The sequence below is a fragment of the Pseudomonas citronellolis genome, from assembly GCF_001586155.1.
Taxonomy (GTDB): domain Bacteria; phylum Pseudomonadota; class Gammaproteobacteria; order Pseudomonadales; family Pseudomonadaceae; genus Pseudomonas; species Pseudomonas citronellolis.
In genome coordinates, this window is the sequence record NZ_CP014158.1 from 1,907,433 (window position 1) to 1,929,226 (window position 21,794).

16 protein-coding genes and 3 tRNA genes are annotated in these 21,794 nt (G+C 69.2%); 17 read left to right on the plus strand and 2 right to left on the minus strand.

Annotation, left to right across the window (positions count from 1 at the left end; all coding sequences use genetic code 11):
• The first annotated feature begins 65 nt into the window (after positions 1-65).
• From PcP3B5_RS08725 to PcP3B5_RS08795, 15 genes are all read left to right on the plus strand, one after another.
• Entirely contained in the window at positions 66-1,226 is a 1,161-nt protein-coding gene (locus tag PcP3B5_RS08725; protein WP_237143077.1) for a type IV pilus assembly protein FimV, read from the plus strand.
• A gap of 104 nt (positions 1,227-1,330) precedes the next feature.
• Positions 1,331-2,323 carry an aspartate-semialdehyde dehydrogenase gene (locus tag PcP3B5_RS08730; protein ID WP_082816273.1) on the plus strand — a complete coding sequence of 331 codons (993 nt, stop codon included), beginning with the start codon at positions 1,331-1,333 and terminating at the stop codon, positions 2,321-2,323.
• Between the two features lie 168 nt (positions 2,324-2,491).
• Complete coding sequence (locus tag PcP3B5_RS08735; protein ID WP_061561033.1) at positions 2,492-5,308, plus strand: motility hub landmark protein FimV; 2,817 nt, start codon at positions 2,492-2,494, stop codon at positions 5,306-5,308.
• 164 nt (positions 5,309-5,472) lie between these two features.
• The gene (gene truA, locus PcP3B5_RS08740; RefSeq protein WP_024128268.1) at positions 5,473-6,327 is read left to right on the plus strand and encodes a tRNA pseudouridine(38-40) synthase TruA; all 855 of its coding nucleotides are present in this window, start codon (positions 5,473-5,475) and stop codon (positions 6,325-6,327) included.
• A 58-nt stretch (positions 6,328-6,385) separates the two neighbouring features.
• Positions 6,386-7,015, plus strand: coding sequence for a phosphoribosylanthranilate isomerase (locus PcP3B5_RS08745; RefSeq protein WP_061563225.1), 630 nt, complete (start codon positions 6,386-6,388; stop codon positions 7,013-7,015).
• 225 nt (positions 7,016-7,240) lie between these two features.
• A complete protein-coding gene (gene accD, locus PcP3B5_RS08750) occupies positions 7,241-8,116 on the plus strand; it encodes an acetyl-CoA carboxylase, carboxyltransferase subunit beta (protein ID WP_061561034.1) in 876 nt (291 codons plus the stop codon).
• A complete protein-coding gene (gene folC / locus PcP3B5_RS08755; RefSeq protein ID WP_061561035.1) occupies positions 8,113-9,393 on the plus strand; it encodes a bifunctional tetrahydrofolate synthase/dihydrofolate synthase in 1,281 nt (426 codons plus the stop codon). Before accD ends, folC begins: the two co-directional genes overlap by 4 nt.
• A gap of 28 nt (positions 9,394-9,421) precedes the next feature.
• Entirely contained in the window at positions 9,422-10,087 is a 666-nt protein-coding gene (locus PcP3B5_RS08760; protein ID WP_061561036.1) for an SPOR domain-containing protein, read from the plus strand.
• A gap of 91 nt (positions 10,088-10,178) precedes the next feature.
• Positions 10,179-10,721 carry a CvpA family protein gene (locus PcP3B5_RS08765; protein WP_134163391.1) on the plus strand — a complete coding sequence of 181 codons (543 nt, stop codon included), beginning with the start codon at positions 10,179-10,181 and terminating at the stop codon, positions 10,719-10,721.
• Between the two features lie 101 nt (positions 10,722-10,822).
• Positions 10,823-12,328 carry an amidophosphoribosyltransferase gene (purF, locus tag PcP3B5_RS08770; RefSeq protein WP_043267465.1) on the plus strand — a complete coding sequence of 502 codons (1,506 nt, stop codon included), beginning with the start codon at positions 10,823-10,825 and terminating at the stop codon, positions 12,326-12,328.
• A gap of 13 nt (positions 12,329-12,341) precedes the next feature.
• Complete coding sequence (locus PcP3B5_RS08775; protein ID WP_061561037.1) at positions 12,342-13,553, plus strand: O-succinylhomoserine sulfhydrylase; 1,212 nt, start codon at positions 12,342-12,344, stop codon at positions 13,551-13,553.
• 5 nt (positions 13,554-13,558) lie between these two features.
• Positions 13,559-14,320 (plus strand): SDR family oxidoreductase, encoded by a 762-nt coding sequence (locus tag PcP3B5_RS08780; protein WP_145923974.1) that lies wholly within the window; start codon positions 13,559-13,561, stop codon positions 14,318-14,320.
• 887 nt (positions 14,321-15,207) lie between these two features.
• A tRNA-Val gene (locus PcP3B5_RS08785) sits at positions 15,208-15,283 on the plus strand.
• Positions 15,284-15,298: 15 nt separating this feature from the next.
• Positions 15,299-15,375: transfer RNA gene (locus PcP3B5_RS08790), tRNA-Asp, on the plus strand.
• Between the two features lie 115 nt (positions 15,376-15,490).
• Positions 15,491-15,567 (plus strand) — tRNA-Asp (locus tag PcP3B5_RS08795).
• A 218-nt stretch (positions 15,568-15,785) separates the two neighbouring features.
• Here PcP3B5_RS08795 and PcP3B5_RS08800 read toward each other — a convergent pair.
• Both PcP3B5_RS08800 and PcP3B5_RS08805 read right to left on the minus strand, forming a co-directional pair.
• Complete coding sequence (locus PcP3B5_RS08800) at positions 15,786-16,823, minus strand: AraC family transcriptional regulator (protein WP_009621073.1); 1,038 nt, start codon at positions 16,821-16,823, stop codon at positions 15,786-15,788.
• Between the two features lie 2 nt (positions 16,824-16,825).
• Positions 16,826-17,944: a carbon-nitrogen hydrolase family protein gene (locus PcP3B5_RS08805; RefSeq protein ID WP_009621074.1), complete on the minus strand. Its 1,119-nt coding sequence runs from the start codon at positions 17,942-17,944 to the stop codon at positions 16,826-16,828.
• A 185-nt stretch (positions 17,945-18,129) separates the two neighbouring features.
• Here PcP3B5_RS08805 and PcP3B5_RS08810 point away from each other — a divergent pair, with 185 nt between their 5' ends.
• Positions 18,130-20,166 carry an NADPH-dependent 2,4-dienoyl-CoA reductase gene (locus tag PcP3B5_RS08810; protein WP_061561039.1) on the plus strand — a complete coding sequence of 679 codons (2,037 nt, stop codon included), beginning with the start codon at positions 18,130-18,132 and terminating at the stop codon, positions 20,164-20,166.
• A gap of 233 nt (positions 20,167-20,399) precedes the next feature.
• On the plus strand, positions 20,400-21,779 hold the full coding sequence (locus tag PcP3B5_RS08815; protein WP_061561040.1) for a hypothetical protein: 1,380 nt from the start codon (positions 20,400-20,402) through the stop codon (positions 21,777-21,779).
• Positions 21,780-21,794: the final 15 nt, after the last annotated feature.

Sequence of the window (21,794 nt, forward strand, 5' to 3'; positions counted from 1 at the left end):
CGGCCCGTTCGGGCCGGCCGGTGGGTTGGGGCCGCCGGGGGAGTCATCGACAGCAGGGGATGGGGATGTTCCGCTTCGCGCACGTATTTCTGGCCGCCGCCGTCGCGGCCGCTTTCCTGCCGGCACGCGCCAGCGCGCTGGAACTGGGGGATATCGCTTCGCAGGCCGCGCTGGGCCAGACGCTGGATGCGCGGATCGAGCTGCGCGGCATGGGCGATCTCGGCGCCGAGGACCTCAAGGTCAGCCTGGTGCCGCAGCAGGAGGCCGAGCGGCTGGGCATGGAGCCCAACTACGTCTTCCTTTCCGGATTGCGCTTCACTCCGGAGGTCGGGCGCAACGGCCGCGGGGTGATCCGCGTGCAATCCAGCGGCCCGGTGCGCGAGCCCTACGTCAATTTCGTCCTGCAGGTGGCCTGGCCGCAAGGGCGGGCCATGCGCGAATACACCCTGCTGCTCGACCCGCCGAACTACCAGGCCGTCGCCCAGGCGCCCAGCGCACCGGTCGTTTCCGCCGCGCCGTCGGCGGCCATCGCGGCGCCAGTGAAGGCGCCAGTCGTCGCTGCGTCAGCGCCTTCGGGCAGCCACCGCATCGCCGCCGGCGACACCCTGTGGGCCATCGCCTCCCGCCACCGCCCGGCCGGGGATGCCTCGGTGATGCAGACCATGCGGGCGATCCAGGCGCTGAACCCGCAGGCCTTCATCGACGGCAACGCCAACCTGCCGCGGGTCGGCGCCGTGCTGCGCCTGCCCGACGCCAACCAGGTCCGTGCCCAGGGGCATGCCGAGGCGGTGAGCCACTTCCAGGCCCAGGAAGCCCGCTGGCGCGAACGCCCCCGCGCACTGGACGCCACCCGCAAGGCGGCGCCCGGCGCCGCGCCTGCCGTGGCGGAGGTGCGCGACCAACTGCGCCTGCAGTCCGGGCAGGCCTCGAAGCAACCCCAGGCGAAGGCCGCCGCGGAACGCCTGGCGCTGCTACAGGAAGACCTGGACAGCGCGCGCCGCCAGGGCGAGGAGCTGACCAGCCGGATCGGCGACCTGCAGAGCCAGTTGGACAAGCTGAACAAGCTCATCGAACTCAAGGATGCGCAGATCGCCACCCTGGTGGCGCGCCTGGCGGCGCAGTCGCGGCAACAGGCCGCGGGTGCTCCGGCCGAGCCGCCGGTCGCCGTGGCGGGCAGCCCAACGCCGCAGGCGGCGCCGGTTGCCGCGCAGGAAGTCGCCCGATAGGGGGAGGGCGCACGGCGATCGACGGCCACGGGCGCGATTGCCTGGGCGGGGAAGGGGGCAGTAAAGTGCTGCGTCTTGTTTCCTTCTAGCCCATGGGATTTTCGATGTCCGTCGACGTTGCTGTAGTAGGGGCCACCGGCCTGGTTGGCGAAGCGCTGGTCGAGTTGCTGGAAGAGCTGGATTGCCCCGTGGCCGAGCTGCACCTGCTGGCCAGCGGCGAGTCCGCCGGCAAGAGCGTGCCCTTCCGCGGCCGCAACCTGCGGGTGCGCGAGCTGGACGGTTTCTCCTTCGCCCAGGTGAAGCTGGCGCTGTTCGCCACCTCGGCCGAGGTCGCCGGCGAGCACGCCGCGCGCGCCCTGGCCCAGGGTTGCACGGTGATCGACCTGAGCGGCAGCGTGGAAGGCGCCCTGGTGCTGCCGGCGCTGAACCCGGCGCGCCTGGACGAACTCAGCTTCCCGGCGCTGCTGCGCGTACCCTGCGCCCCGGCTGCCGAGGTGGCCGAAGTGGTCGCCGCCCTGGGCGATTGCGTCGAACTGCAGGAACTGTCGCTGACCGCCTGCCTGTCCGCCTCGCAACTGGGCCGCGAAGGCGTGCAGGAGCTGGCCCGGCAGACCGCCGAGCTGCTCAACGCGCGCCCGGTGGAGCCGCGCCTGGTCGACCGCCAGTACGCCTTCAACCTGCTGGGCCTGGTCGGTGCGGCCGACGCCTCGGGCTACAGCGCCATCGAGCGGCGCCTGAATGCCGAGCTGAACGAACTGCTGCCGCAGCTGCAGGGCAGGGTGCAGGCGGACTGCCTGCTGGCCCCGGTGTTCTTCGGCGACGCCCTGAACCTCAACTTGCGCAGCGCCGTGCCGATAGCCTTGTCGGAAGTGCGGGCCGCTCTGGAGGCGGCCGAGGGCATCGAACTGGTCGAGGACGATTACCCGACGGTGATCGGCGATGCCCTGGGCCAGGATGCCATCCACGTCGGCCGGGTGCGTCAGGGTGCCGCCGGCCCTTGCAACGTCAATTTGTGGATTGCGTCTGATAATGTGCGAAAAGGCCTGGGACTGAATGCTGCGAACCTGGCTGCATTATTGATAAAACACTATCTGTAAAAGATACTTATCGAATATTTGAAGAAGCATTCTAGCTTGGCAATACTGGCTTGGACGGCCCTGGCGGGGGGATATCCCGGCGTTTTCGACGCCGGGCATAGCGGGCGCCAGGTGTTGTTCCGAAACGCTCGAATCCAGAAGAAAGCTGTTAAAACAAGGGATTAGATTATGGTCCGGCTTCGTAAACTGGTGCAGGCAATTGCGGCTGCTTCGGCGTTGACCACCGGCATGGCGCATGCGCTGGGGTTGGGAGACATCCACCTGCACTCGGCGCTGAACCAGCCGCTGAATGCCGATATCGACGTGACGGACGTCCGCGACCTGACGGCCGGCGAGATCATTCCCAAGCTGGCTTCGCCGGAGGACTTCAGCAAGTCCGGCGTCGATCGCAACTTCTTCCTCACCGGGCTCAAGTTCACCGCGGTGGTCCAGCCCAACGGCAAGAGCGTCATCCATGTGACCTCCGACAAGCCGGTGCAGGAGCCCTACCTGAACTTCCTCGTGGAAGTGCTCTGGCCCAGCGGCCGGGTGCTTCGCGAATACACCGTGCTGCTCGACCCGCCGCTGTACTCGCCGCAGGTGGCTGCCGCCGCCGCGCCGCGTGCGCCGGTCGCCGCGCCCGCGCCCATCGCGCGCCAGCCCGTGGCCCCGGCCACGCCCCGCGCCGTGGAGCCGGCCCCCGCGGCCAGCGCGCCGCGCCAGGCCCGCCTGGACGGTAACGAATACCGCACCGGTTCCCGCGACACCCTGTGGGAAATCGCCTCGCGCGCGCGTCCCGACGGCAGCGTGACCGTCAACCAGACCATGCTGGCGATCCAGGACCTCAACCCCGACGCCTTCCTCGACGGCAACATCAACCGCCTGAAGAGCGGCCAGGTGCTGCGCCTGCCCGATGCCGAGCAGATCCGCAGCCGCTCCGCGGGCGAGGCCGACGTGCAGGTGCGCGAGCAGCGCAGCGCCTGGCGCGAAGGCCGCAGCCTGGCCGGTTCCTCCCGCCAGCTCGACGCCACCCGCCGCGCCAATGCCGGCGCTGCGCCCGAGCAGGCCGAGAACAAGGACAACCTGCGCCTGGTCTCCGGCGAAGCCGGCAAGGCCAAGGGCTCCGACAAGGGCGCGAAGAACGGCAAGGCGCTTTCCGACAAGCTGGCCGTCACCCAGGAAAGCCTGGACAGCACCCGCCGCGAGAACGACGAACTGCAGAGCCGCATGACCGACCTGCAGAGCCAGTTGGACAAGCTGCAGAAGCTGATCGAACTGAAGGACGCACAACTGGCCAAGTTGCAGGGCGAGCTGGCGACTACGCCGCAGCCCGCCGCGCCGGGTTCCGCCCCCGCCGGCCAGCCGCCGGCGCCCGGCGCCGAAGTTCCGGCCGCCCCGGCAACGGCTCCGCAGCCCGATGCCACGCCTGCCGCCCCCGCTCAACCTGCCGCGCCGGCCGCCGCCAAGCCAGCCGAACCCAAACCGGCGGCGCCCAAGCCCGCTGCACCTGCACCGGCCGCCGAAAACGAGCCGGGGCTGATCGAGGAACTGCTGGCCAACCCGACGCTGCTGGCCGCCATCGGCGGCAGCCTGGTGCTGGTCCTGCTGCTGGTGCTGCTCCTGCTGCGCCGCCGCGCGGCCCAGGCCGAGGCCGCCAAGGTCGAGCCCGCCGCGGCCGGCCCGAGCGGAACGGACGAGCCGCTGGAACTGGCTGCCGGCGAATTCGACAGCCTGAGCCTGGAAGACGAGGACGCAGCCCCGGCAAGCGCGCCGGCCGCCGGTGAAAAGGTCGCCGCGCAGACCAGCGATCCGCTGGGCGAGGCCGACATCTACATCGCCTACGGCCGCTTCAACCAGGCCGCCGAACTGCTGCAGGGCGCCATCTACGACGAACCGCAGCGCGCCGACCTGCGCCTGAAGCTGATGGAGGTCCTGGCCGAGATCGGCGACCGCGAAGGCTTCGCCCGCCAGGAAAACGAACTGCGCGAACTGGGCGGCGCCGAACCGCAGGTGGAGCAGCTGAAGTCGCGCTACCCGGGCATGGTCGCGGCGGCTGCCGTGGCCGGCGGCCTGGCCGCGGCCGCAGCCAGCAGCGACGAGCTGGATCACTTCAGCCTCGATGACCTCGACCTGACCCACGACGGCGATGCGCCCGCCGGCGAACCGGTCGCACAGGCCGCCGGCGACCTGGACGACGCCTTCGACCTGGGCCTGGACGACCTGCAGCTCGACGACGAGGTGCCGCACGCCGCAGCCGAGCCGCAAGCCAAGGCCGACGAACTGTCGCTGGAAGACTTCGACCTCGAAGACGACCTGCGCCTGGACGAGTCTGCCGCGGTGGCCCAGCCGGCCCAATCGGCGAAGACGGACGACGACTTCGCCTTCGACCTCGACCTGGAAGACGACCTGGCCAAGGCCGCCCCCGCGGCGCCCACGGCCAGCGACGCGCTGGACGATTTCACCCTGGACCTGCCGGACGAGCCGGCGGCCCCCGCGGCCAAGGACGAGGACTTCCTCTTCGACCTGGGCGAGGAGGGCGCCGGGCTCGCCGCGAGCGCCGACGACGACTTCAGCTTCGACCTGGGCGCCGAGAGCGAGCCCGCGGCCAAGCCGGTCGAGGGCCTGGCGGACGACTTCGACCTGTCGCTGCCCGAAGAGGCTCCCCAGGAGCTGCCGGCCGACGACAGCTTCGCGGCCCAGCTGGACCAGGTCAGCGCCGAGCTGGACAAGCTCGCCAGCGACCTCGAGCAGCCGGCCAGCCCGGCGGCGCCGCTGGAGCCCGAGACCGAGCCGTCGCTGGACTCCGCGCTGGACGAGGGCGACATGGACGACGAGTTCGACTTCCTCTCCGGCGCCGACGAGGCCGCGACCAAGCTCGACCTGGCCCGTGCCTACATCGACATGGGCGACGCCGAGGGCGCGCGTGACATCCTCGACGAGGTCATCAGCGAAGGCAGCGACCAGCAGCAGCAGGAAGCTCGCGAGCTGCTCGAACGCCTGTCCTGAGCAGGTCGTAGGTAAAGCGATGGCAGCCTTCGGGCTGCCATCGTCGTTTCAGGGCGCGGACATTGCGCGCCTGGCGGCGCCGCGCCGGTCGCGGCGCATCGCCCGGGCGCGGCAATCCAGGCAGAATAGCCAGCTGAATTGCCTTTTCGGGATGGCCTGAGCAGTTGAACGAGTTCGAGAGCGCGGTGGGCGAGGTCGCCACCGCTGACGTCACCAGGATCGCCCTGGGCGTCGAATACAAGGGCGCGCGCTACCGCGGCTGGCAGCGCCAGGAGGACGGCGTGCCGTCGGTTCAGGGAGCGCTGGAGCGCGCCCTGTCCAAGGTGGCCGCCGAGCCGGTGAGCGTCATGTGCGCCGGGCGCACCGACGCCTCGGTGCACGGCAGCGGCCAGGTGGTGCATTTCGACACCCGCGTCGAGCGCCCGCTGAAGGCCTGGGTGATGGGCAGCAACGCCAACCTGCCGGCGGATATCAGCGTGACCTGGGCCAAGGTCATGCCGGCGGACTTCCATGCGCGCTTCTCGGCCGTGGCGCGGCGTTACCGCTACGTCATCTACAACGACCCGATCCGCCCGGCGCACATGGCCGAGGAGGTCACCTGGAACCACCGGCCGCTGGACGTCGAGCGCATGCGCGCGGCGGCGCAGAAGCTGGTCGGCACCCACGACTTCACCTCGTTCCGCGCCGTGCAGTGCCAGGCCAAGTCGCCGATCAAGACGGTGCACCACCTGCAGGTGCTGGAGCATGGCCGCTTCATCGTGCTGGACGTGCGCGCCAACGCCTTCCTCCACCACATGGTGCGCAACTTCGCCGGGGTGTTGATGACGGTAGGGGCGGGCGAGCGGGAGCCGGAATGGGTCGACGAGGTGCTGGCGGCGCGCGACCGCCGCGCCGGCGGCGTGACCGCGCACCCCTTCGGGCTCTACCTGGTGCGGGTGGAATACCCGGAAGCCTTCGAGCTGCCGCAGCGCTACCTGGGGCCACATTTCCTTTCATCTTTGCCCGATACGCTCGGCTGACGCTGTCCGGGGCATTTGCTACCATCGACGGATTGCTTTGAAGGAAGGTCGCCGCATCTTGTCCGCCGTTCGCATCAAAATCTGTGGCATTACCCGTGTCGAGGACGCCCTGGCCGCCGCCGAGGCGGGCGCCGACGCCATCGGCATGGTGTTCTACGCCAGGAGCCCGCGCGCGGTCAGCGTGCAGCAGGCGCGCGCCATAGTCGCGGCGCTGCCGCCCTTCGTCACCAGCGTGGGCCTGTTCGTCAATGCCAGCCACTGCGAGCTGGGGGAAATCCTCGATACGGTGCCGCTGGACATGCTGCAGTTCCACGGCGACGAGCGCGCCGCGGACTGCGAGGGCTACCACAAGCCGTACCTGAAGGCGCTGCGGGTGAAGGCCGGCGACGACATCGCCGCTCAGGCCGCGCTTTATCCCGGCGCCGCCGGCATCCTGCTGGACACCTACGTCGAGGGCGTTCCCGGTGGAACCGGCGCGGCCTTCGACTGGTCCCTGATTCCCGAAGCCCTGCCGCGCCCGCTGGTGCTGGCCGGCGGCCTGAACGCCGACAATGTCGCCGCGGCGATCCGCCAGGTGCGCCCCTATGCCGTGGACGTCAGCGGCGGGGTGGAGGCGAGCAAGGGAATCAAGGACGCCGAGAAGATCCGCGCCTTCATCCGCCGCTGCCGCGAGGCGGATTCCCGGTGAGGTGCATGTGACGGCAGGCGGTCTGCCACCGTCATTAGGAGCTGTTGACGTTTTGTCACGCGAGCGCCGGCCCCGTGTCGGCCTGGCGAAGGCGCCGCCCAGGGCGCGCCGCGATTTCGAGGGGCCGTGGCCGAGCCACGGCGCCGATGGTGATTTTTTCTGCTCACGGGCAGGCGCAAGGCTTCGGGCCGCTGAGCGCACTGTCCCCGCATTGGAGAACAGAGCATGAGCAACTGGCTGGTAGACAAGCTGATCCCTTCCATCATGCGTTCCGAGGCGAAGAAGAGCTCGGTACCGGAAGGCCTGTGGCACAAGTGCCCGTCCTGCGACGCCGTGCTGTATCGGCCGGAGCTGGAAAAGACCCTGGAGGTCTGCCCCAAGTGCGACCACCACATGCGCATTGGCGCGCGCACCCGCCTGGACATCTTCCTCGACGAGGAAGGCCGCGAGGAGCTGGGCGCCGAGCTGGAGCCGGTGGATCGCCTGAAGTTCCGCGATACCAAGAAGTACAAGGACCGCCTGGCCGCCGCGCAGAAGGACACCGGCGAGAAGGACGCGCTGATCGCCATGAGCGGCAAGCTGCAGGGCCTGCCGGTGGTGGCCGCGGCCTTCGAGTTCTCGTTCATGGGCGGTTCCATGGGCTCCATCGTCGGTGAGCGCTTCGTGCGCGCCGCCAACTACGCCCTGGAGCACCGCTGCCCGATGATCTGCTTCTCCGCCTCCGGCGGCGCGCGCATGCAGGAAGCGCTGATCTCGCTGATGCAGATGGCCAAGACCTCCGCCGCCCTGGCGCGCCTGCGCGAGGAAGGCATCCCGTTCATTTCCGTGCTGACCGACCCGGTCTACGGCGGCGTTTCCGCGAGCTTGGCCATGCTCGGCGACGTAATCGTCGGCGAACCCAAGGCCCTGGTCGGCTTCGCCGGCCCGCGGGTGATCGAGCAGACCGTGCGCGAGAAGCTGCCCGAAGGCTTCCAGCGCAGCGAGTTCCTCCTCGAACACGGCGCCATCGACATGATCGTGCACCGCGCGGAAATGCGCGACCGCCTGGCCAAGCTGCTGGCCAAGTTCACCAACACCCCCAGCACCGCCCTCGCAGGATGAGCCAGCGTTCCCTGGCCGACTGGCTCGGCTACCTCGAACAGCTGCATCCCTCGGCCATCGACATGGGCCTGGAGCGCTCCCGCGAGGTGGCCGTCCGCCTCGGCCTGGGGCGCCCGGCGCCGCGCGTGGTGACCGTCACCGGCACCAACGGCAAGGGCTCCACCTGCGCCTTCCTCGCCGAGCTGCTCGGCGAGCAGGGCCTGAAGGTCGGCGTATACGCCTCGCCGCACCTGCTGCGCTACAACGAGCGCGTGCTCATCGAGGGCCGCGAGGCCAGCGATGAAGCGCTCTGCGAAGCCTTCGCCGCCGTCGAGGCGGCGCGCGGCGAAATCTCCCTGACCTATTTCGAGATGGGCACCCTGGCGGCCTTCTGGCTGTTCGAGCGCGCCGGCCTGGATGCCGTGGTGCTGGAAGTCGGCCTCGGCGGCCGGCTGGACGCGGTGAACCTGGTGGACGCCGACGTCGCCGTGGTCACCAGCATCGGCCTCGACCATGCCGAATGGCTGGGCGACAACCGCGACAGCGTGGCCTTCGAGAAGGCCGGCATCTTCCGCGCCGGCAAGCCGGCCGTGTGCGGGGACCTGGAGCCGCCGCAGCCGCTGCTGGACCAGGCCCGCGCCCTGGGCACGCCGCTGCTGCTGCGCGGCCGCGACTTCGACCTGGCCATCGGCGAGCACGACTGGCACTGGCACGGCCGTGGCGCCGACGGCACTCCGCTGCGCCTGCACCACCTGAGCCTGCTCGACCTGCCCATGGAGAATGCCGCCCTGGCGCTGCAGGTCTATGCGCTGCTGGGCCTGCCGTGGCAGCCCGAGCGCCTGCTCGCGGCCCTGCTGCGGACCCGCGTGAGCGGCCGTCTGGACCGCCGCGAGGCGACCTGGCAGGGGCAGTCGCGCCACCTGCTGCTGGACGTCGGGCACAACCCCCATGCCGCCGACTACCTGGCCCGCCGCCTTGCCGCGCGGCCGCCGCAGGGCCGGCGCCTGGCGGTTTTCGGCCTGCTTTCGGACAAGGATCTGGACGGGGTGCTGGAACCCTTGCTCGGCTTGGTGCAGGATTGGGCGGTCGCCCCCTTGCCCACGCCGCGCTCGCGCCCGGCCGGCGAGCTGGCGGCAGCCTTGCTTGCGCGTGGCGCGCAGGCCAGCGTGCATGACGACATCGCCGCGGCGCTCGAAGCACAGTGCGCGCAGGCGTCGGCGGACGACGAGATCCTGGTGTTCGGCTCCTTCTACAGCGTGGCGGATGCCCTGAGCTGGCTGGACGGCAACCAGGACTGACAAGCGGTCAAGAAACGGGGGAGTGGCAATGGCTTTGCTGGATAAGGGGCTCAAGCAGCGGATCGTCGGTGCGCTGGTGTTGCTGGCGCTGGCGGTGATCTTCCTGCCGATGCTGTTCAGCCGCCAGGACGAGGTGCGCCAGGTGACGGTCGACGCCCCGGCGATGCCGAAGACGCCGGCCATGCCTGCGGTGGAAGTGCAGCCGACGCCGGTGCCCGAACCCCAGGCCCCGGTGGCCGAAGCGCCACAGGCCCCCGAGGCTCAGCCCCAGGTTCAGGCGCCGGTGCCCAGTCCCGCGCCGACCACTGCGCCTTCCACGCCCATCGCCAGCCTGCCGCAAACGCCGGCCCAGCAGCCCGCCGCCCCGGCGCCGCGCCCTGCCCAGCAACCGGCCACGCCGCCGGCCCAGGCCAGCGCGCCCGCCGCGCCGGCCCAGCGCCTGGACGCCGACAAGCTGGCGGTGAGCTGGTCGGTGCAACTGGCCAGCCTGTCCAACCGCGCCCGTGCCGAGGAACTGCAGAAGAGCCTCCGCAGCCAGGGCTACAACGCCTACGTGCGCAGCTTCGACGGCATGAACCGGGTGTTCGTCGGGCCGGTGATCGAGCGCGCCGAGGCCGACCGCCTGAAGGCGCAGCTGAGCAAGCAGCAGAAGCTCAACGGCTTCGTGGTGCGCTTCCAGCCCGAACGCGGCTGAAACCGGCGAGCGGCTCCCGATGCATCGGGGGCTCCGCTAAACCCCGGGGCTCTGCTAAAATGCGGGGCCTTTTTCGTTTCTGGGCCGCAACGTGGCATTTACCTGGGTCGATTGGACGATGATCGGCATCATCGTCATTTCCAGCCTGATCAGTCTGAGCCGCGGCTTCGTCAAGGAAGCCCTGTCCCTGCTCACCTGGATTGTCGCGGGTGCGGTCGCCTGGATGTTCGGCGGCGCGCTGGCCGAACGTCTCGCGCCTTACATCCAACTGCCCTCCGGCCGCGTCATCGCCGCCTGCGCGCTGCTTTTCGTGGTTACCCTGCTGCTGGGGGCGCTGGTCAATTTCCTCATCGGCGAACTGGTCCGGGTGACCGGCATGTCCGGCACCGACCGCGTGCTCGGCATGGCCTTCGGCGGCGCCCGCGGCGTGCTGCTGGTGGTGCTGCTGGTCGGCTTGCTGAGCCTGGCGCCGGTGCAACAGGACCCGTGGTGGCAGCAGTCGGTGCTGCTGCCGCACTTCCTGCTGGTCGCCGACTGGTCGAAGAACATCGTCCTCAACCTGGCCGGGCACTGGTTCGCCAGTGGCCAGCTGGCACCGCCGGTCGGGATGGGGAGTATGCTGCCCAGCCAGTGACGGCTGGGCCAGGGTGGCGCAGTGCGCCGCCCGACGCCGGCCCGGGTGGGGCGGCGGGAACGGAATTTTTTAGCCTGTAAACCAACTAGGGGTTGCGTCGCATGTGTGGCATCGTCGGTATCGTGGGCAAGTCGAACGTCAATCAGGCGTTGTATGACGCGCTCACCGTTCTCCAGCATCGCGGCCAGGACGCTGCCGGCATCGTCACCTGTCAGGACGACAGGCTCTACCTGCGCAAGGACAACGGCCTGGTCCGTGACGTCTTCCAGCAGCGCCACATGCAGCGCCTGGTGGGCAAGGTCGGCATCGGCCACGTGCGCTATCCGACCGCCGGCAGCTCCAGCTCCGCCGAGGCCCAGCCGTTCTACGTCAACTCGCCCTACGGCATCACCCTGGCGCACAACGGCAACCTGACCAACGTCGAGCAACTGGCCAAGGAGATCTACGAATCCGACCTGCGCCACGTCAACACCAACTCCGACTCGGAAGTGCTGCTCAACGTCTTCGCCCATGAGCTGGCGGTGCGCAACAAGCTGCAGCCCACCGAGGAAGACGTCTTCGCCGCGGTGGCCGGCGTGCACGCCCGCTGCGTCGGCGGCTACGCCGTGGTGGCGATGATCACCGGCTACGGCATCGTCGGCTTCCGCGACCCCAACGCGATCCGCCCGATCGTCTTCGGCCAGCGCCACACCGAGAACGGCGTGGAATACATGATCGCCTCGGAAAGCGTGGCCCTGGACGTCCTCGGCTTCACCCTGATCCGCGACCTGGCGCCGGGCGAAGCGGTGTACATCACCGAGGAAGGCAAGCTGTTCACCCGCCAGTGCGCGGCCAACCCGAAATACTCGCCGTGCATTTTCGAGCACGTCTACCTGGCTCGCCCGGACTCGCTGATGGACGGCATCTCGGTGTACAAGGCGCGCCTGCGCATGGGCGAGAAGCTGGCCGAGAAGATCCTCCGCGAGCGCCCGGAGCACGACATCGACGTGGTCATCCCGATCCCCGACACCAGCCGCACCTCCGCCCTGGAGCTGGCCAACCGCCTGGGCGTGAAGTTCCGCGAAGGCTTCGTGAAGAACCGCTACATCGGCCGTACCTTCATCATGCCCGGCCAGGCCGCGCGCAAGAAGTCGGTGCGCCAGAAGCTCAACGCCATCGAGCTGGAATTCCGCGGCAAGAACGTGATGCTGGTGGACGACTCCATCGTCCGCGGCACCACCAGCAAGCAGATCATCCAGATGGCCCGCGAGGCCGGGGCGAAGAAGGTCTACTTCTGCTCCGCGGCGCCGGCCGTGCGCTACCCCAACGTCTACGGCATCGACATGCCGAGCGCCCACGAACTGATCGCCCATGACCGCAGCACCGAAGAGGTGTGCGAACTGCTCGGCGCCGACTGGCTGGTCTACCAGGACCTGTCGGACCTGATCGACGCGGTCGGCGGCGGCAAGATCAAGATCGAGCACTTCGACTGCGCGGTCTTCGACGGCCAGTACGTGACCGGCGACGTCAACGAAGCCTATCTGAACCGGATCGAGCAGGCGCGCAACGACGCGACCAAGGCCAAGGCCAACGCGGTCAGCGCCATCATCGATCTGTACAACGACTGAAGGAGAGCAGGGGATGGCACAGGAATGGGAAGCCGGTCGCCTGGACAGTGACCTGGAAGGCGCCGCCTTCGACACCCTGGCGGTACGCGCCGGGCAGCAACGCACCCCGGAGGCGGAGCACGGCGAAGCGCTGTTCCCCACCTCCAGCTACGTGTTCCGCAGCGCCGCCGACGCCGCCGCGCGCTTCGCCGGCGAAGTGCCGGGCAACGTCTACTCGCGCTACACCAACCCGACGGTGCGCACCTTCGAGGAGCGCATCGCCGCCCTGGAAGGCGCCGAGCAGGCGGTGGCCACCTCCACCGGTATGTCGGCCATCCTCTCGCTGGTGATGACCCACTGCAGCGCCGGCGACCACGTGCTGGTCTCGCGCAGCGTGTTCGGCTCGACCATCAGCCTGTTCGAGAAGTACTTCAAGCGCTTCGGCGTGCAGGTGGACTACCCGCCGCTGAGCGACCTCAAGGCCTGGGAAGCGGCGATCAAGCCGAACACCAAGCTGCTGTTCGTCGAGTCGCCGTCCAACCCCCTGGCCGAGCTGGTGGACATCGCCGCCCTGGCCGAGATCGCCCACGCCCACGGCGCGCTGCTGGCGGTGGACAACTGCTTCTGCACCCCGGCGCTGCAGCAGCCGCTGAAGCTCGGCGCGGACGTGGTGATCCACTCGGCGACCAAGTACATCGACGGCCAGGGCCGCAGCATGGGCGGCGTGGTCGCCGGCAGCCGCAAGCTGATGGAGGGCGTGGTCGGTTTCCTGCGCACCGCCGGCCCGACACTGAGCCCGTTCAACGCCTGGATCTTCCTCAAGGGCCTGGAAACCCTGCGCGTGCGCATGCAGGCGCATTGTGCCGCGGCCCAGGACGTGGCCGAGTGGCTGGAACAACAGCCGGGCATCGAGCGCGTCTACTACGCCGGCCTGGCCAGCCACCCGCAGCACGAGCTGGCCAAGCAGCAGCAGAAGGGCTTCGGCGCGGTGGTCAGCTTCGAGGTGAAGGGCGACAAGGCCGCGGCCTGGCGCTTCATCGACGCCACCCGGATGATCTCCATCACCACCAACCTGGGTGACACCAAGACCACCATCGCCCACCCGGCGACCACCTCCCACGGCCGCCTGTCGCCGCAGGAGCGCGAGAACGCCGGCATCCGCGACAACCTGATCCGCGTCGCGGTGGGCCTGGAGGACGTCGACGACATCAAGAAGGACCTGGCACGAGGCCTGGCGGCACTGTGAGCGACCTGGCAGCGATCATCGGCAACGGCAAGGTCGCGCTGGTCACCGGCGCGGCGCGGGGCATCGGCCTGGGGATCAGCGCCTGGCTGATCGCCGAGGGCTGGCAGGTGGTGCTGGTCGACCAGGACCGCGAGCGCGGCGCCAAGGTCGCCGAGGCGCTGGGCGACAAGGCCTGGTTCATCGCCCTGGACGTAGCCCAGGAAAGCCAGGTGGCGCAGACCGTGGCGGAGGTGCTCGGGCAGTTCGGCCGCCTCGACGCCCTGGTGTGCAACGCGGCCATCGCCCGCCCGGGCGTCACGTCGCTGGAGAGCCTGACGCTCAACGAGTGGAACCGCACCCTGGCGGTGAACCTCAGCGGCCCGATGCTGCTGGCCAAGCACTGCGCGCCCTACCTGCGGGCGCACCAGGGCAGCATCGTCAACATCGCCTCGACCCGCGCGCACCAGTCCGAGCGCAGCTCCGAAGCCTACGCGGCGAGCAAGGGCGGCATCCTCGCCCTGACCCACGCGCTGGCCATGAGCCTGGGCCCGGAAATCCGCGTCAACGCGGTCAGCCCCGGCTGGATAGACGCCCGCGACCTCCACGAGCGCCAGGCGGCGCCGCTCACCGAGCTGGACCACGACCAGCACCCGGTCGGCCGCGTCGGCACGGTGGAAGATGTCGCTGCACTGGTGGCCTGGCTGCTGGGCGACAACGCCGGCTTCGTCACCGGCCAGGAGTTCGTCGTCGACGGCGGCATGACGCGCAAGATGATCTATCTCGACTGAGGTCGGGGGGGCTCCGTGACCGTCTCCGAAGCGCGCCTGGGATCGAGGTCAAACGGCGGATAACGCCGTAGGCGTTATGCGCCCTACGCCAAGGTCGAGCCTGGCGTAGGGCGAATAACCGTTCGCGGTTATCCGCCGTTACACCAGACTCATGCCCGGCGTCGCGGTCGGGCTCGAAGCGCCCGGAAAGCAGTGCTCCGTGACCGTCCCCGAAGCGCGCCTGGGATCGAGGTCAAACGGCGGATAACGCCCTAGGCGTTATGCGCCCTACGCCAAGGTCGAGACTGGCGTAGGGCGAATAACCGTTCGCGGTTATCCGCCGTTTCACAGAGCTTATGCCCGGCGTCGCGGTCGGGCTCGAAGCGCCCGGAAAGCAGTGCTCCGTGACCGTCCCCGAAGCGCGCCTGGGATCGACGTCAAGCGGCGGATAACGCCGTAGGCGTTATGCGCCCTACGCCAAGGTCGAGCCTGGCGTAGGGCGAATAACCGTTCGCGGTTATCCGCCGTTTCACAGAGCTTATGCCCGGCGTCGCGGTCGGGCTCGAAGCGCCCGGAAAGCAGTGCTCCGTGACCGTCCCCGAAGCGCGCCTGGGATCGAGGTCAAACGGCGGATAACGCCGTAGGCGTTATGCGCCCTACCAAGGTCGAGCCTGGCGTAGGGCGAATAACCGTTCGCGGTTATCCGCCGTTACACCAGACTCATGCCCGGCGTCGCGGTTGAGCTCGACGCACCCGGAAAGCGGATGCTCGCAGCGGCGCGCTACACCCAACCCCAAAGGCAGCTGGCTTCCCGCGTTCCCCCCAAAACGCGAAATTTCAAAAAAAATCCAATCAGGGCATTGACTTAGGAAATGCCGCCGGTAGAATGCGCCCCACTTCGAGACGAAGGGTGATTAGCTCAGCTGGGAGAGCATCTGCCTTACAAGCAGAGGGTCGGCGGTTCGATCCCGTCATCACCCACCATCTCGCAAGTTACGCGCAGCGGTAGTTCAGTCGGTTAGAATACCGGCCTGTCACGCCGGGGGTCGCGGGTTCGAGTCCCGTCCGCTGCGCCATCTTCCCCCTCCTGGAGTTCATCACCCCGAACTCGCCGCCACGTAGAGTCAAGGCTCCGTAGCGACAGGCAGGATGGAAGGCCGTAACACCCTTGGACGCAAGTCCAGCCGACGCGCAGCGGTAGTTCAGTCGGTTAGAATACCGGCCTGTCACGCCGGGGGTCGCGGGTTCGAGTCCCGTCCGCTGCGCCATATTCCAAGCCCTCAGGCAGCCATGCCTGGGGGCTTTTTCATTGCGCCGGGAAAAGTCCTCGGTCATGTGCGCTTCATCCACGCCGTCTAGGCTGCATCCATGACCTTGTCGAACGCGATGGGAGGCAGCCATGGACGACTACCAGGAAGAACTGCTCGAAGAGCACCGCGCCGAGTGCGATCCGCCGGAGCCGGCGGACGACGCCACCGAGATGTGATCAGCCGGCCTGCCGCTGCGCGCGGCGGTATTCCCCCGGCGGCTGGCCGCTCCAGCGCTTGAAGGCGCGCTGGAAGGCCTCGGCCGAGGCGAAGCCGAGCAGGTAGGCGATCTCGCCGAAGGCCAGGTCGGTGTCGCGGATGTAGATCATCGCCAGATCGCGGCGCGTCTCGTTGAGGATGCTGCGGAACTGCGTGCCTTCCTCGGCCAGCTTGCGGCGCAGCGTCCAGGTCGGCAGCTTGAGGCGCGCGGCGACCTCTTCCAGGTCCGGCTCGCGGCCGTTGAGCAGCGGCCCCAGCAGTTGCACCACGCGCTCGCGCAGGGTGCGCGTGCGGGTGCGCAGCTCCAGTTCCTTCTCGCAGATTTCCTGCATCTGCCGCCAGGTGCTGGGGCAGTGCTCGCGGTTGCCCAGGGCCAGGCTGGCCTGGTCCAGGCGCAGGCGGTTGGCACCGGCGGCGAACTCCACCGGGCAGCCGAAGAATTCCTCGTAGCGGGCCGCGTAGTCCGGCGCCGGGTACTCGATCTCCACCCGGAGCGGGCGCAGCGGCTGCCCGGCGATGCGCGCCAGGTAGCTGAGCCAGCCGGCCAGCACCGAATCCACCACGAAGCGGTTGTAGGCGTTGTACGGGCTGATGGAATAGAAGCTCAGCCAGGCGCCGCCGGCATCCTCGGCCAGGCTGGAGCGGCCGCGGTAATTCTGCGCGTAGAGCGGTTCGAAGCGGATCAGCGCGCGGCTGGCGGCGCGCAGGTCGGGGGCCAGGGCGGCTGTGACGCCGGGCAGGCCGAGTTGCTGGATGCGGCTGAACTGGCCCATGCGCAGGCCCAGGGCGGGGTCGCCGCTGAGCTGGATGGCCGCGTGGCCCAGGCGCATGTAGCGCGGGATCGACAGGCGCCCGCCGGGTTCGGCGAAGCGCGCCGCGTCCAGCCCGTACTGCAGCAGCAGCGGCTGCGCCGGCACGCCGCGGTCTTCCAGGGCGTCGGCCAGGCCGTGGACGAAGCCTATGGAGAGGTCGCCCAGCCGCATGCCCGGTTGCTTCATGGTCACAGCCAGAGGTTGATCAGGCGCGCGCCGGGGCCGTCTTCGGCGAGCTGCTGGCCGCCTCGGTCGACCACCAGACCGGGGCCGGAGCTGCCCAGGTCCCACAGCTGCCCGCGGAGGAACACCGCGATGCCGGCCTGGGCGCCGCTGGCGGCCAGGCGCCCGCCGAGGGCCAGCTGTTGCCAGGCCTGGCCTTCGCTCAGCTCACCGGGCTTGAGCTGCACGTCGGAAGGCGTGCGCGCGCCGTTGTAGCCGCGCCAGGGCTGCTGCCACTGGCCGTTGCCGGTGAGGAAGGCGGGCACCGCCAGCAGCTCGACCTTTTCCGAGGCCAGCACCGCGTAGTTGATCGGGTACCAGCTGTCGGCGCAGATCAGCACGCCCAGGCGCCCGGCCGGGGTGTCCAGCACCTGCAGGTTGTCGCTGTGGCCGGCGCGGATGAAGGGCTTCTCGTCGTCGATGGGGAAGACCTTGCGCTGCGGCTGGCCCAGCGGCTTGCCGTCGCTGCCGAACACCAGGCTGGCGTTGTACAGGCTGCCGTTGCCGGTGACCAGCACGCCGTCCTCCACCTTGGGGTTGGGCAGGACGATGGAGCCGGCTACCAGGGTGACGCCGAACTGCCGGGCCAGGCCGCCGAACAGCGTCTGGTAGTCGTGGGCCATGTCCACCGCCTTCATGCGGAACAGGGCGTCGGTGAAGCGGTCGCGGCCTTTGGCGATGAGCCAGCCGCGGGCCAGCTTCACCGGGTTGCTGACGGCCATCCACTGCATGGCCTCGGCCAGGTGCCGGGCCTGGTAGACCTCGGGCTTCTCGCCGGCGGCCACCAGCCAGGTGCCAATGTGCTCGGGGAACACCACCACCGTGCGCGGGCCGAGCAGGCCCTCGCTGCGGGCCTTCTCCAGGTAGGCCGCAAGCTTCAGGCGCAGGCGCTCGACGTTCTGGTAGTCGGGGGCGTAGAGCTCGGGCTGCACGCCCAGCAGGTTGCCGCGTTCGGAAGGCGCGCCCTGGTTGAGCACCACCTGGCTGCGCAGGTCGGACAGGTAGTGGCCCACCGGGCGGCGCTCGGCCCAGCCGGCGTAGGCGGCGAAGAGGGTGACCAGGATAAGGAATGTCAGCTTGCGCATGCGGGGCTCCGGGACTGGCCGTCAGGGTAGGGGAGCGGCGCCGGCTTGCCAAGCGGTGCTGTCATCTTCGATCAGTAAGTTGTCATTTCCGGTCATTGAGCGCGCCCGGGGCGCTGCTTAGAGTCTGCCCCATACCGACCGTGGCCCGTCCGAGGCCCCGGCACCATGCCCGATGTGGAGGAATCATGACCGCCGCCCGCTACCCGCACCTGCTCGCGCCCCTGGACCTGGGCTTCACCACCCTGCGCAACCGCACCCTGATGGGCTCGATGCACACCGGCCTGGAAGAGAAGCCCAACGGCTTCGAACGCATGGCCGCCTATTTCGCCGAGCGCGCCCGCGGCGGCGTCGGCCTGATGGTCACCGGCGGCATCGGCCCGAACGAGGAAGGCGGCGTGTACGCCGGCGCGGCCAAGCTGACCACCGCCGAGGAGGCCGAGAAGCACAAGGTCGTCACCCAGGCGGTGCACGAGGCCGGCGGCAAGATCTGCATGCAGATCCTCCACGCCGGGCGCTATGCCTACAGCCCGAAATCCGTGGCGCCCAGCGCCATCCAGGCGCCGATCAACCCGTTCAAGCCGCGCGAGCTGGACGAGGAGGGCATCCAGAAGCAGATCCAGGACTTCGTCACCTGCTCGGCCCTGGCCCAGCAGGCCGGCTACGACGGCGTCGAGATCATGGGTTCGGAAGGCTACTTCATCAACCAGTTCCTGGTCGCCCACACCAACCAGCGCACCGACCGCTGGGGCGGCAGCTACGAGAACCGCATGCGCCTGCCGGTGGAGATCGTCCGCCGCGTGCGCGAGGCGGTGGGGCCGAACTTCATCATCATCTACCGCCTGTCGATGCTCGACCTGGTGGAAGGCGGCAGTACCTGGGACGAGATCGTCCTGCTGGCCAAGGCCATCGAGCAGGCCGGCGCCACCCTGATCAACACCGGCATCGGCTGGCACGAGGCGCGCATCCCGACCATCGCCACCAAGGTGCCGCGCGCGGCCTTCACCAAGGTCACCGCCAAGCTGCGCGGCGAGGTGGGCATCCCGCTGGTCACCACCAACCGCATCAACACCCCGGAAGTGGCCGAGCAGGTGCTGGCCGAGGGCGACGCCGACATGGTCTCCATGGCCCGGCCGTTCCTCGCCGACCCGGACTTCGTCAACAAGGCCGCCGAAGGCCGCGCGGACGAGATCAACACCTGCATCGGCTGCAACCAGGCCTGCCTGGACCATACCTTCGGCGGCAAGCTGACCAGTTGCCTGGTCAACCCGCGCGCCTGCCACGAGACCGAGCTGAACTACATCCCCACCACCCACGTGAAGAAGGTCGCCGTGGTCGGCGCCGGCCCGGCCGGCCTGGCCGCCGCCACCGTGGCCGCCGAGCGTGGCCACCAAGTGACGCTGTTCGACGCCGGCGGCGAGATCGGCGGACAGTTCAACGTGGCCAAACGCGTGCCGGGCAAGGAAGAGTTCTACGAGACCCTGCGCTACTTCAAGCGCAAGCTGGAGACCACCGGCGTCGACCTGCGCCTGAACACTCGCGTGTCGGTCGACGACCTGGCCAAGGGCGGCTTCGACGAGATCCTCCTGGCCACCGGCATCGTCCCGCGCACCCCGGCCATCCCCGGCATCGACAGCCCGAAGGTGATCAGCTACCTGGACGCCATCCTCGAGCGCAAGCCGGTGGGGCAGAAGGTGGCGGTGATCGGCGCCGGCGGCATCGGCTTCGACGTCTCCGAGTACGTCACCCATGACGGCGAATCCACCAGCCTGGATCGCCACGCCTTCTGGAAGGAGTGGGGCATCGACGAGAACCTGGAAGCCCGCGGCGGCGTCGCCGGCATCCAGCCGCACCCGCATGCCGCGGCGCGCCAGGTGTTCCTGTTGCAGCGCAAGAAGTCCAAGGTCGGCGACGGCCTGGGCAAGACCACCGGCTGGATTCACCGCACCGGGCTGAAGAACAAGCGGGTGCAGATGCTCAACAGCGTGGAGTACCTCAAGGTCGACGACGCCGGGCTGCACATCCGCATCGCCGAGGGCGAGCCGCAGGTGCTGCCGGTGGACACCGTGATCGTCTGCGCCGGCCAGGAGCCGCTGCGCGAGCTGCACGACGGCCTGGTCGCCGCGGGGCAGAAGGTGCACCTGATCGGCGGCGCCGACGTGGCCGCCGAGCTGGACGCCAAGCGCGCCATCAACCAGGGCTCGCGCCTGGCCGCCGAACTCTGATCCCTTGCCTTTGCCGCCCGGATGCGCTGTCCGGGCGGCAAAGGGCGGAGCCCGTCACAGTTTTCTGTCTGTCGTACGTCGCCTTCTTACAGCCTGCCGAGTGACTGCCAACCCAGTCACATCGCCTGCGTCACTATTTCCCCTAGACTTGCCCCGGCAGCGGTGCGTTCGAAGCCCGGCTGCCGGCCCCTCTGCGGGCCCAACCCTGTTCGCGACAGTCCAGAGGTCCCGTCATGAGCCTGCAGAAAAAGCCTCAGATGGTCGAGGCCGTGGCCTTCTTCGATGAGCGAGGCATCTGCAAGCAGATGCTCTATCCCGAATTCGAGGCCCTGCTCGACAACGTCGTGCAGATGCACGAGTTCGCCGACCGGCAGATGCGCCTGGCCTATGTGCTGATCAACGGGCGCCTGCAGGTCAAGGCCGCGGTGTTCTTCTACCTGGATTTCGACGAGAACGGCGAGGCCGACCGCGGCTGGAACCTGCCGCTGCGCCAGCTCGCCGACCGCGCCGGGCGCGGCCCGGACATGGGCGCCGGGCCGATCCGCCTGGCCTGCCGCAGCCAATGCCCGGTGTCCTGGCACCAGATGCACCTGTGGGACCCGAGCCTGGTGACGGGCAACAACCACCTGGTGATGCTGCGCGACGCGATCCGGCGCAACCACCTCGGCCTGCTGGTCGAGGAGGAGCCCGCCGCCGTCGAGCCGCAGCGCCTGAAGGTGGCCGCCGAGCACCAGTGGTACGCGACGCCGGCGCAGGACCCGCAGGAGCAGGCCGAGAAGCTGGCCCAGGCGATGCTGGAGGAACATCGGCAGAAGACCGCCGAGCTGCTCGGCCAGCAGGCCTCGCGCCTGTCCAGCCTGAGCCAGCAGCACGAGCAGGAGCTGCAGCGCCTGCGCCTGGGCGCCGAGGAACAGGTCAAGGTGCTGCAGGCCGAACTGGCCGCGCTGCGCGAGGGGCTCAAGCGCGAGGAAGAAATCAATGCCGGCCTGCGCCGCGAGCTGGATGAGCGGGTGGACGGCTTCCAGCGCGGCCGCGAGGAACTGACCGCGCAACTGCGCAGCATCGAGCAGCAGGGGCGCGCGGAACTGGAAGAGCTGCGCACGCAGTTCGAGGGCGAGGCCGATGCGAAGGTCGCGGCGGTGATCGCCCAGTACAAGGAACAGTTGGCGCTGCGCGATGCCGAGCTGAGCTACCGCAACGAACTGGACCGCCAGCTGCAGCAGGACAACGAGGCCCTGCGCCGCGAGCTGGCTGCCCAGGCGGCGCGGGCGCAGAGCGATGCGCTGTTGGAGAAGCTGACCTCGCTCGGGGTGATCTTCGTGGTCTATCATCCCGGCGCCGGGCACCTGACCATTCCGCTGCAGGACATCCCGCGCTACCAGGAAAACCCCATGGCCTACGCCGCCGCCAAATGCTTCGTCTCCGAAGCCCAGTATTGCCAGTGGCTGGCCCACTACCAGCAGCCGACCTGCGACGGCCGCCTGTCCAACGGCGAACGCTGCGCGCTGCCGGTCGACCGCGTGGATACCCCGGGCCGCTTCGTCGACGGCGACAGCAACTGCTGCGCCCGGCACAAGACCAGCGGCGGCCTGCGTGGCGTGACCGCGGGCTAGGTGGCTGCCCTGCGA

Bases quoted from the DNA above. Each gene is read 5' to 3' on its own strand.
- PcP3B5_RS08800 (WP_009621073.1), bottom strand. From the start codon at position 16,823: ATGAAGCAACCGGGCATGCGGCTGGGCGACCTCTCCATAGGCTTCGTC.
- PcP3B5_RS08775 (WP_061561037.1), top strand. From the start codon at position 12,342: ATGGCACAGGAATGGGAAGCCGGTCGCCTGGACAGTGACCTGGAAGGC.
- PcP3B5_RS08760 (WP_061561036.1), top strand. From the start codon at position 9,422: ATGGCTTTGCTGGATAAGGGGCTCAAGCAGCGGATCGTCGGTGCGCTG.
- purF (WP_043267465.1), top strand. From the start codon at position 10,823: ATGTGTGGCATCGTCGGTATCGTGGGCAAGTCGAACGTCAATCAGGCG.
- PcP3B5_RS08725 (WP_237143077.1), top strand. From the start codon at position 66: ATGTTCCGCTTCGCGCACGTATTTCTGGCCGCCGCCGTCGCGGCCGCT.
- PcP3B5_RS08735 (WP_061561033.1), top strand. From the start codon at position 2,492: ATGGTCCGGCTTCGTAAACTGGTGCAGGCAATTGCGGCTGCTTCGGCG.
- folC (WP_061561035.1), top strand. From the start codon at position 8,113: ATGAGCCAGCGTTCCCTGGCCGACTGGCTCGGCTACCTCGAACAGCTG.
- accD (WP_061561034.1), top strand. From the start codon at position 7,241: ATGAGCAACTGGCTGGTAGACAAGCTGATCCCTTCCATCATGCGTTCC.
- PcP3B5_RS08805 (WP_009621074.1), bottom strand. From the start codon at position 17,944: ATGCGCAAGCTGACATTCCTTATCCTGGTCACCCTCTTCGCCGCCTAC.
- PcP3B5_RS08810 (WP_061561039.1), top strand. From the start codon at position 18,130: ATGACCGCCGCCCGCTACCCGCACCTGCTCGCGCCCCTGGACCTGGGC.
- PcP3B5_RS08730 (WP_082816273.1), top strand. From the start codon at position 1,331: ATGTCCGTCGACGTTGCTGTAGTAGGGGCCACCGGCCTGGTTGGCGAA.
- PcP3B5_RS08815 (WP_061561040.1), top strand. From the start codon at position 20,400: ATGAGCCTGCAGAAAAAGCCTCAGATGGTCGAGGCCGTGGCCTTCTTC.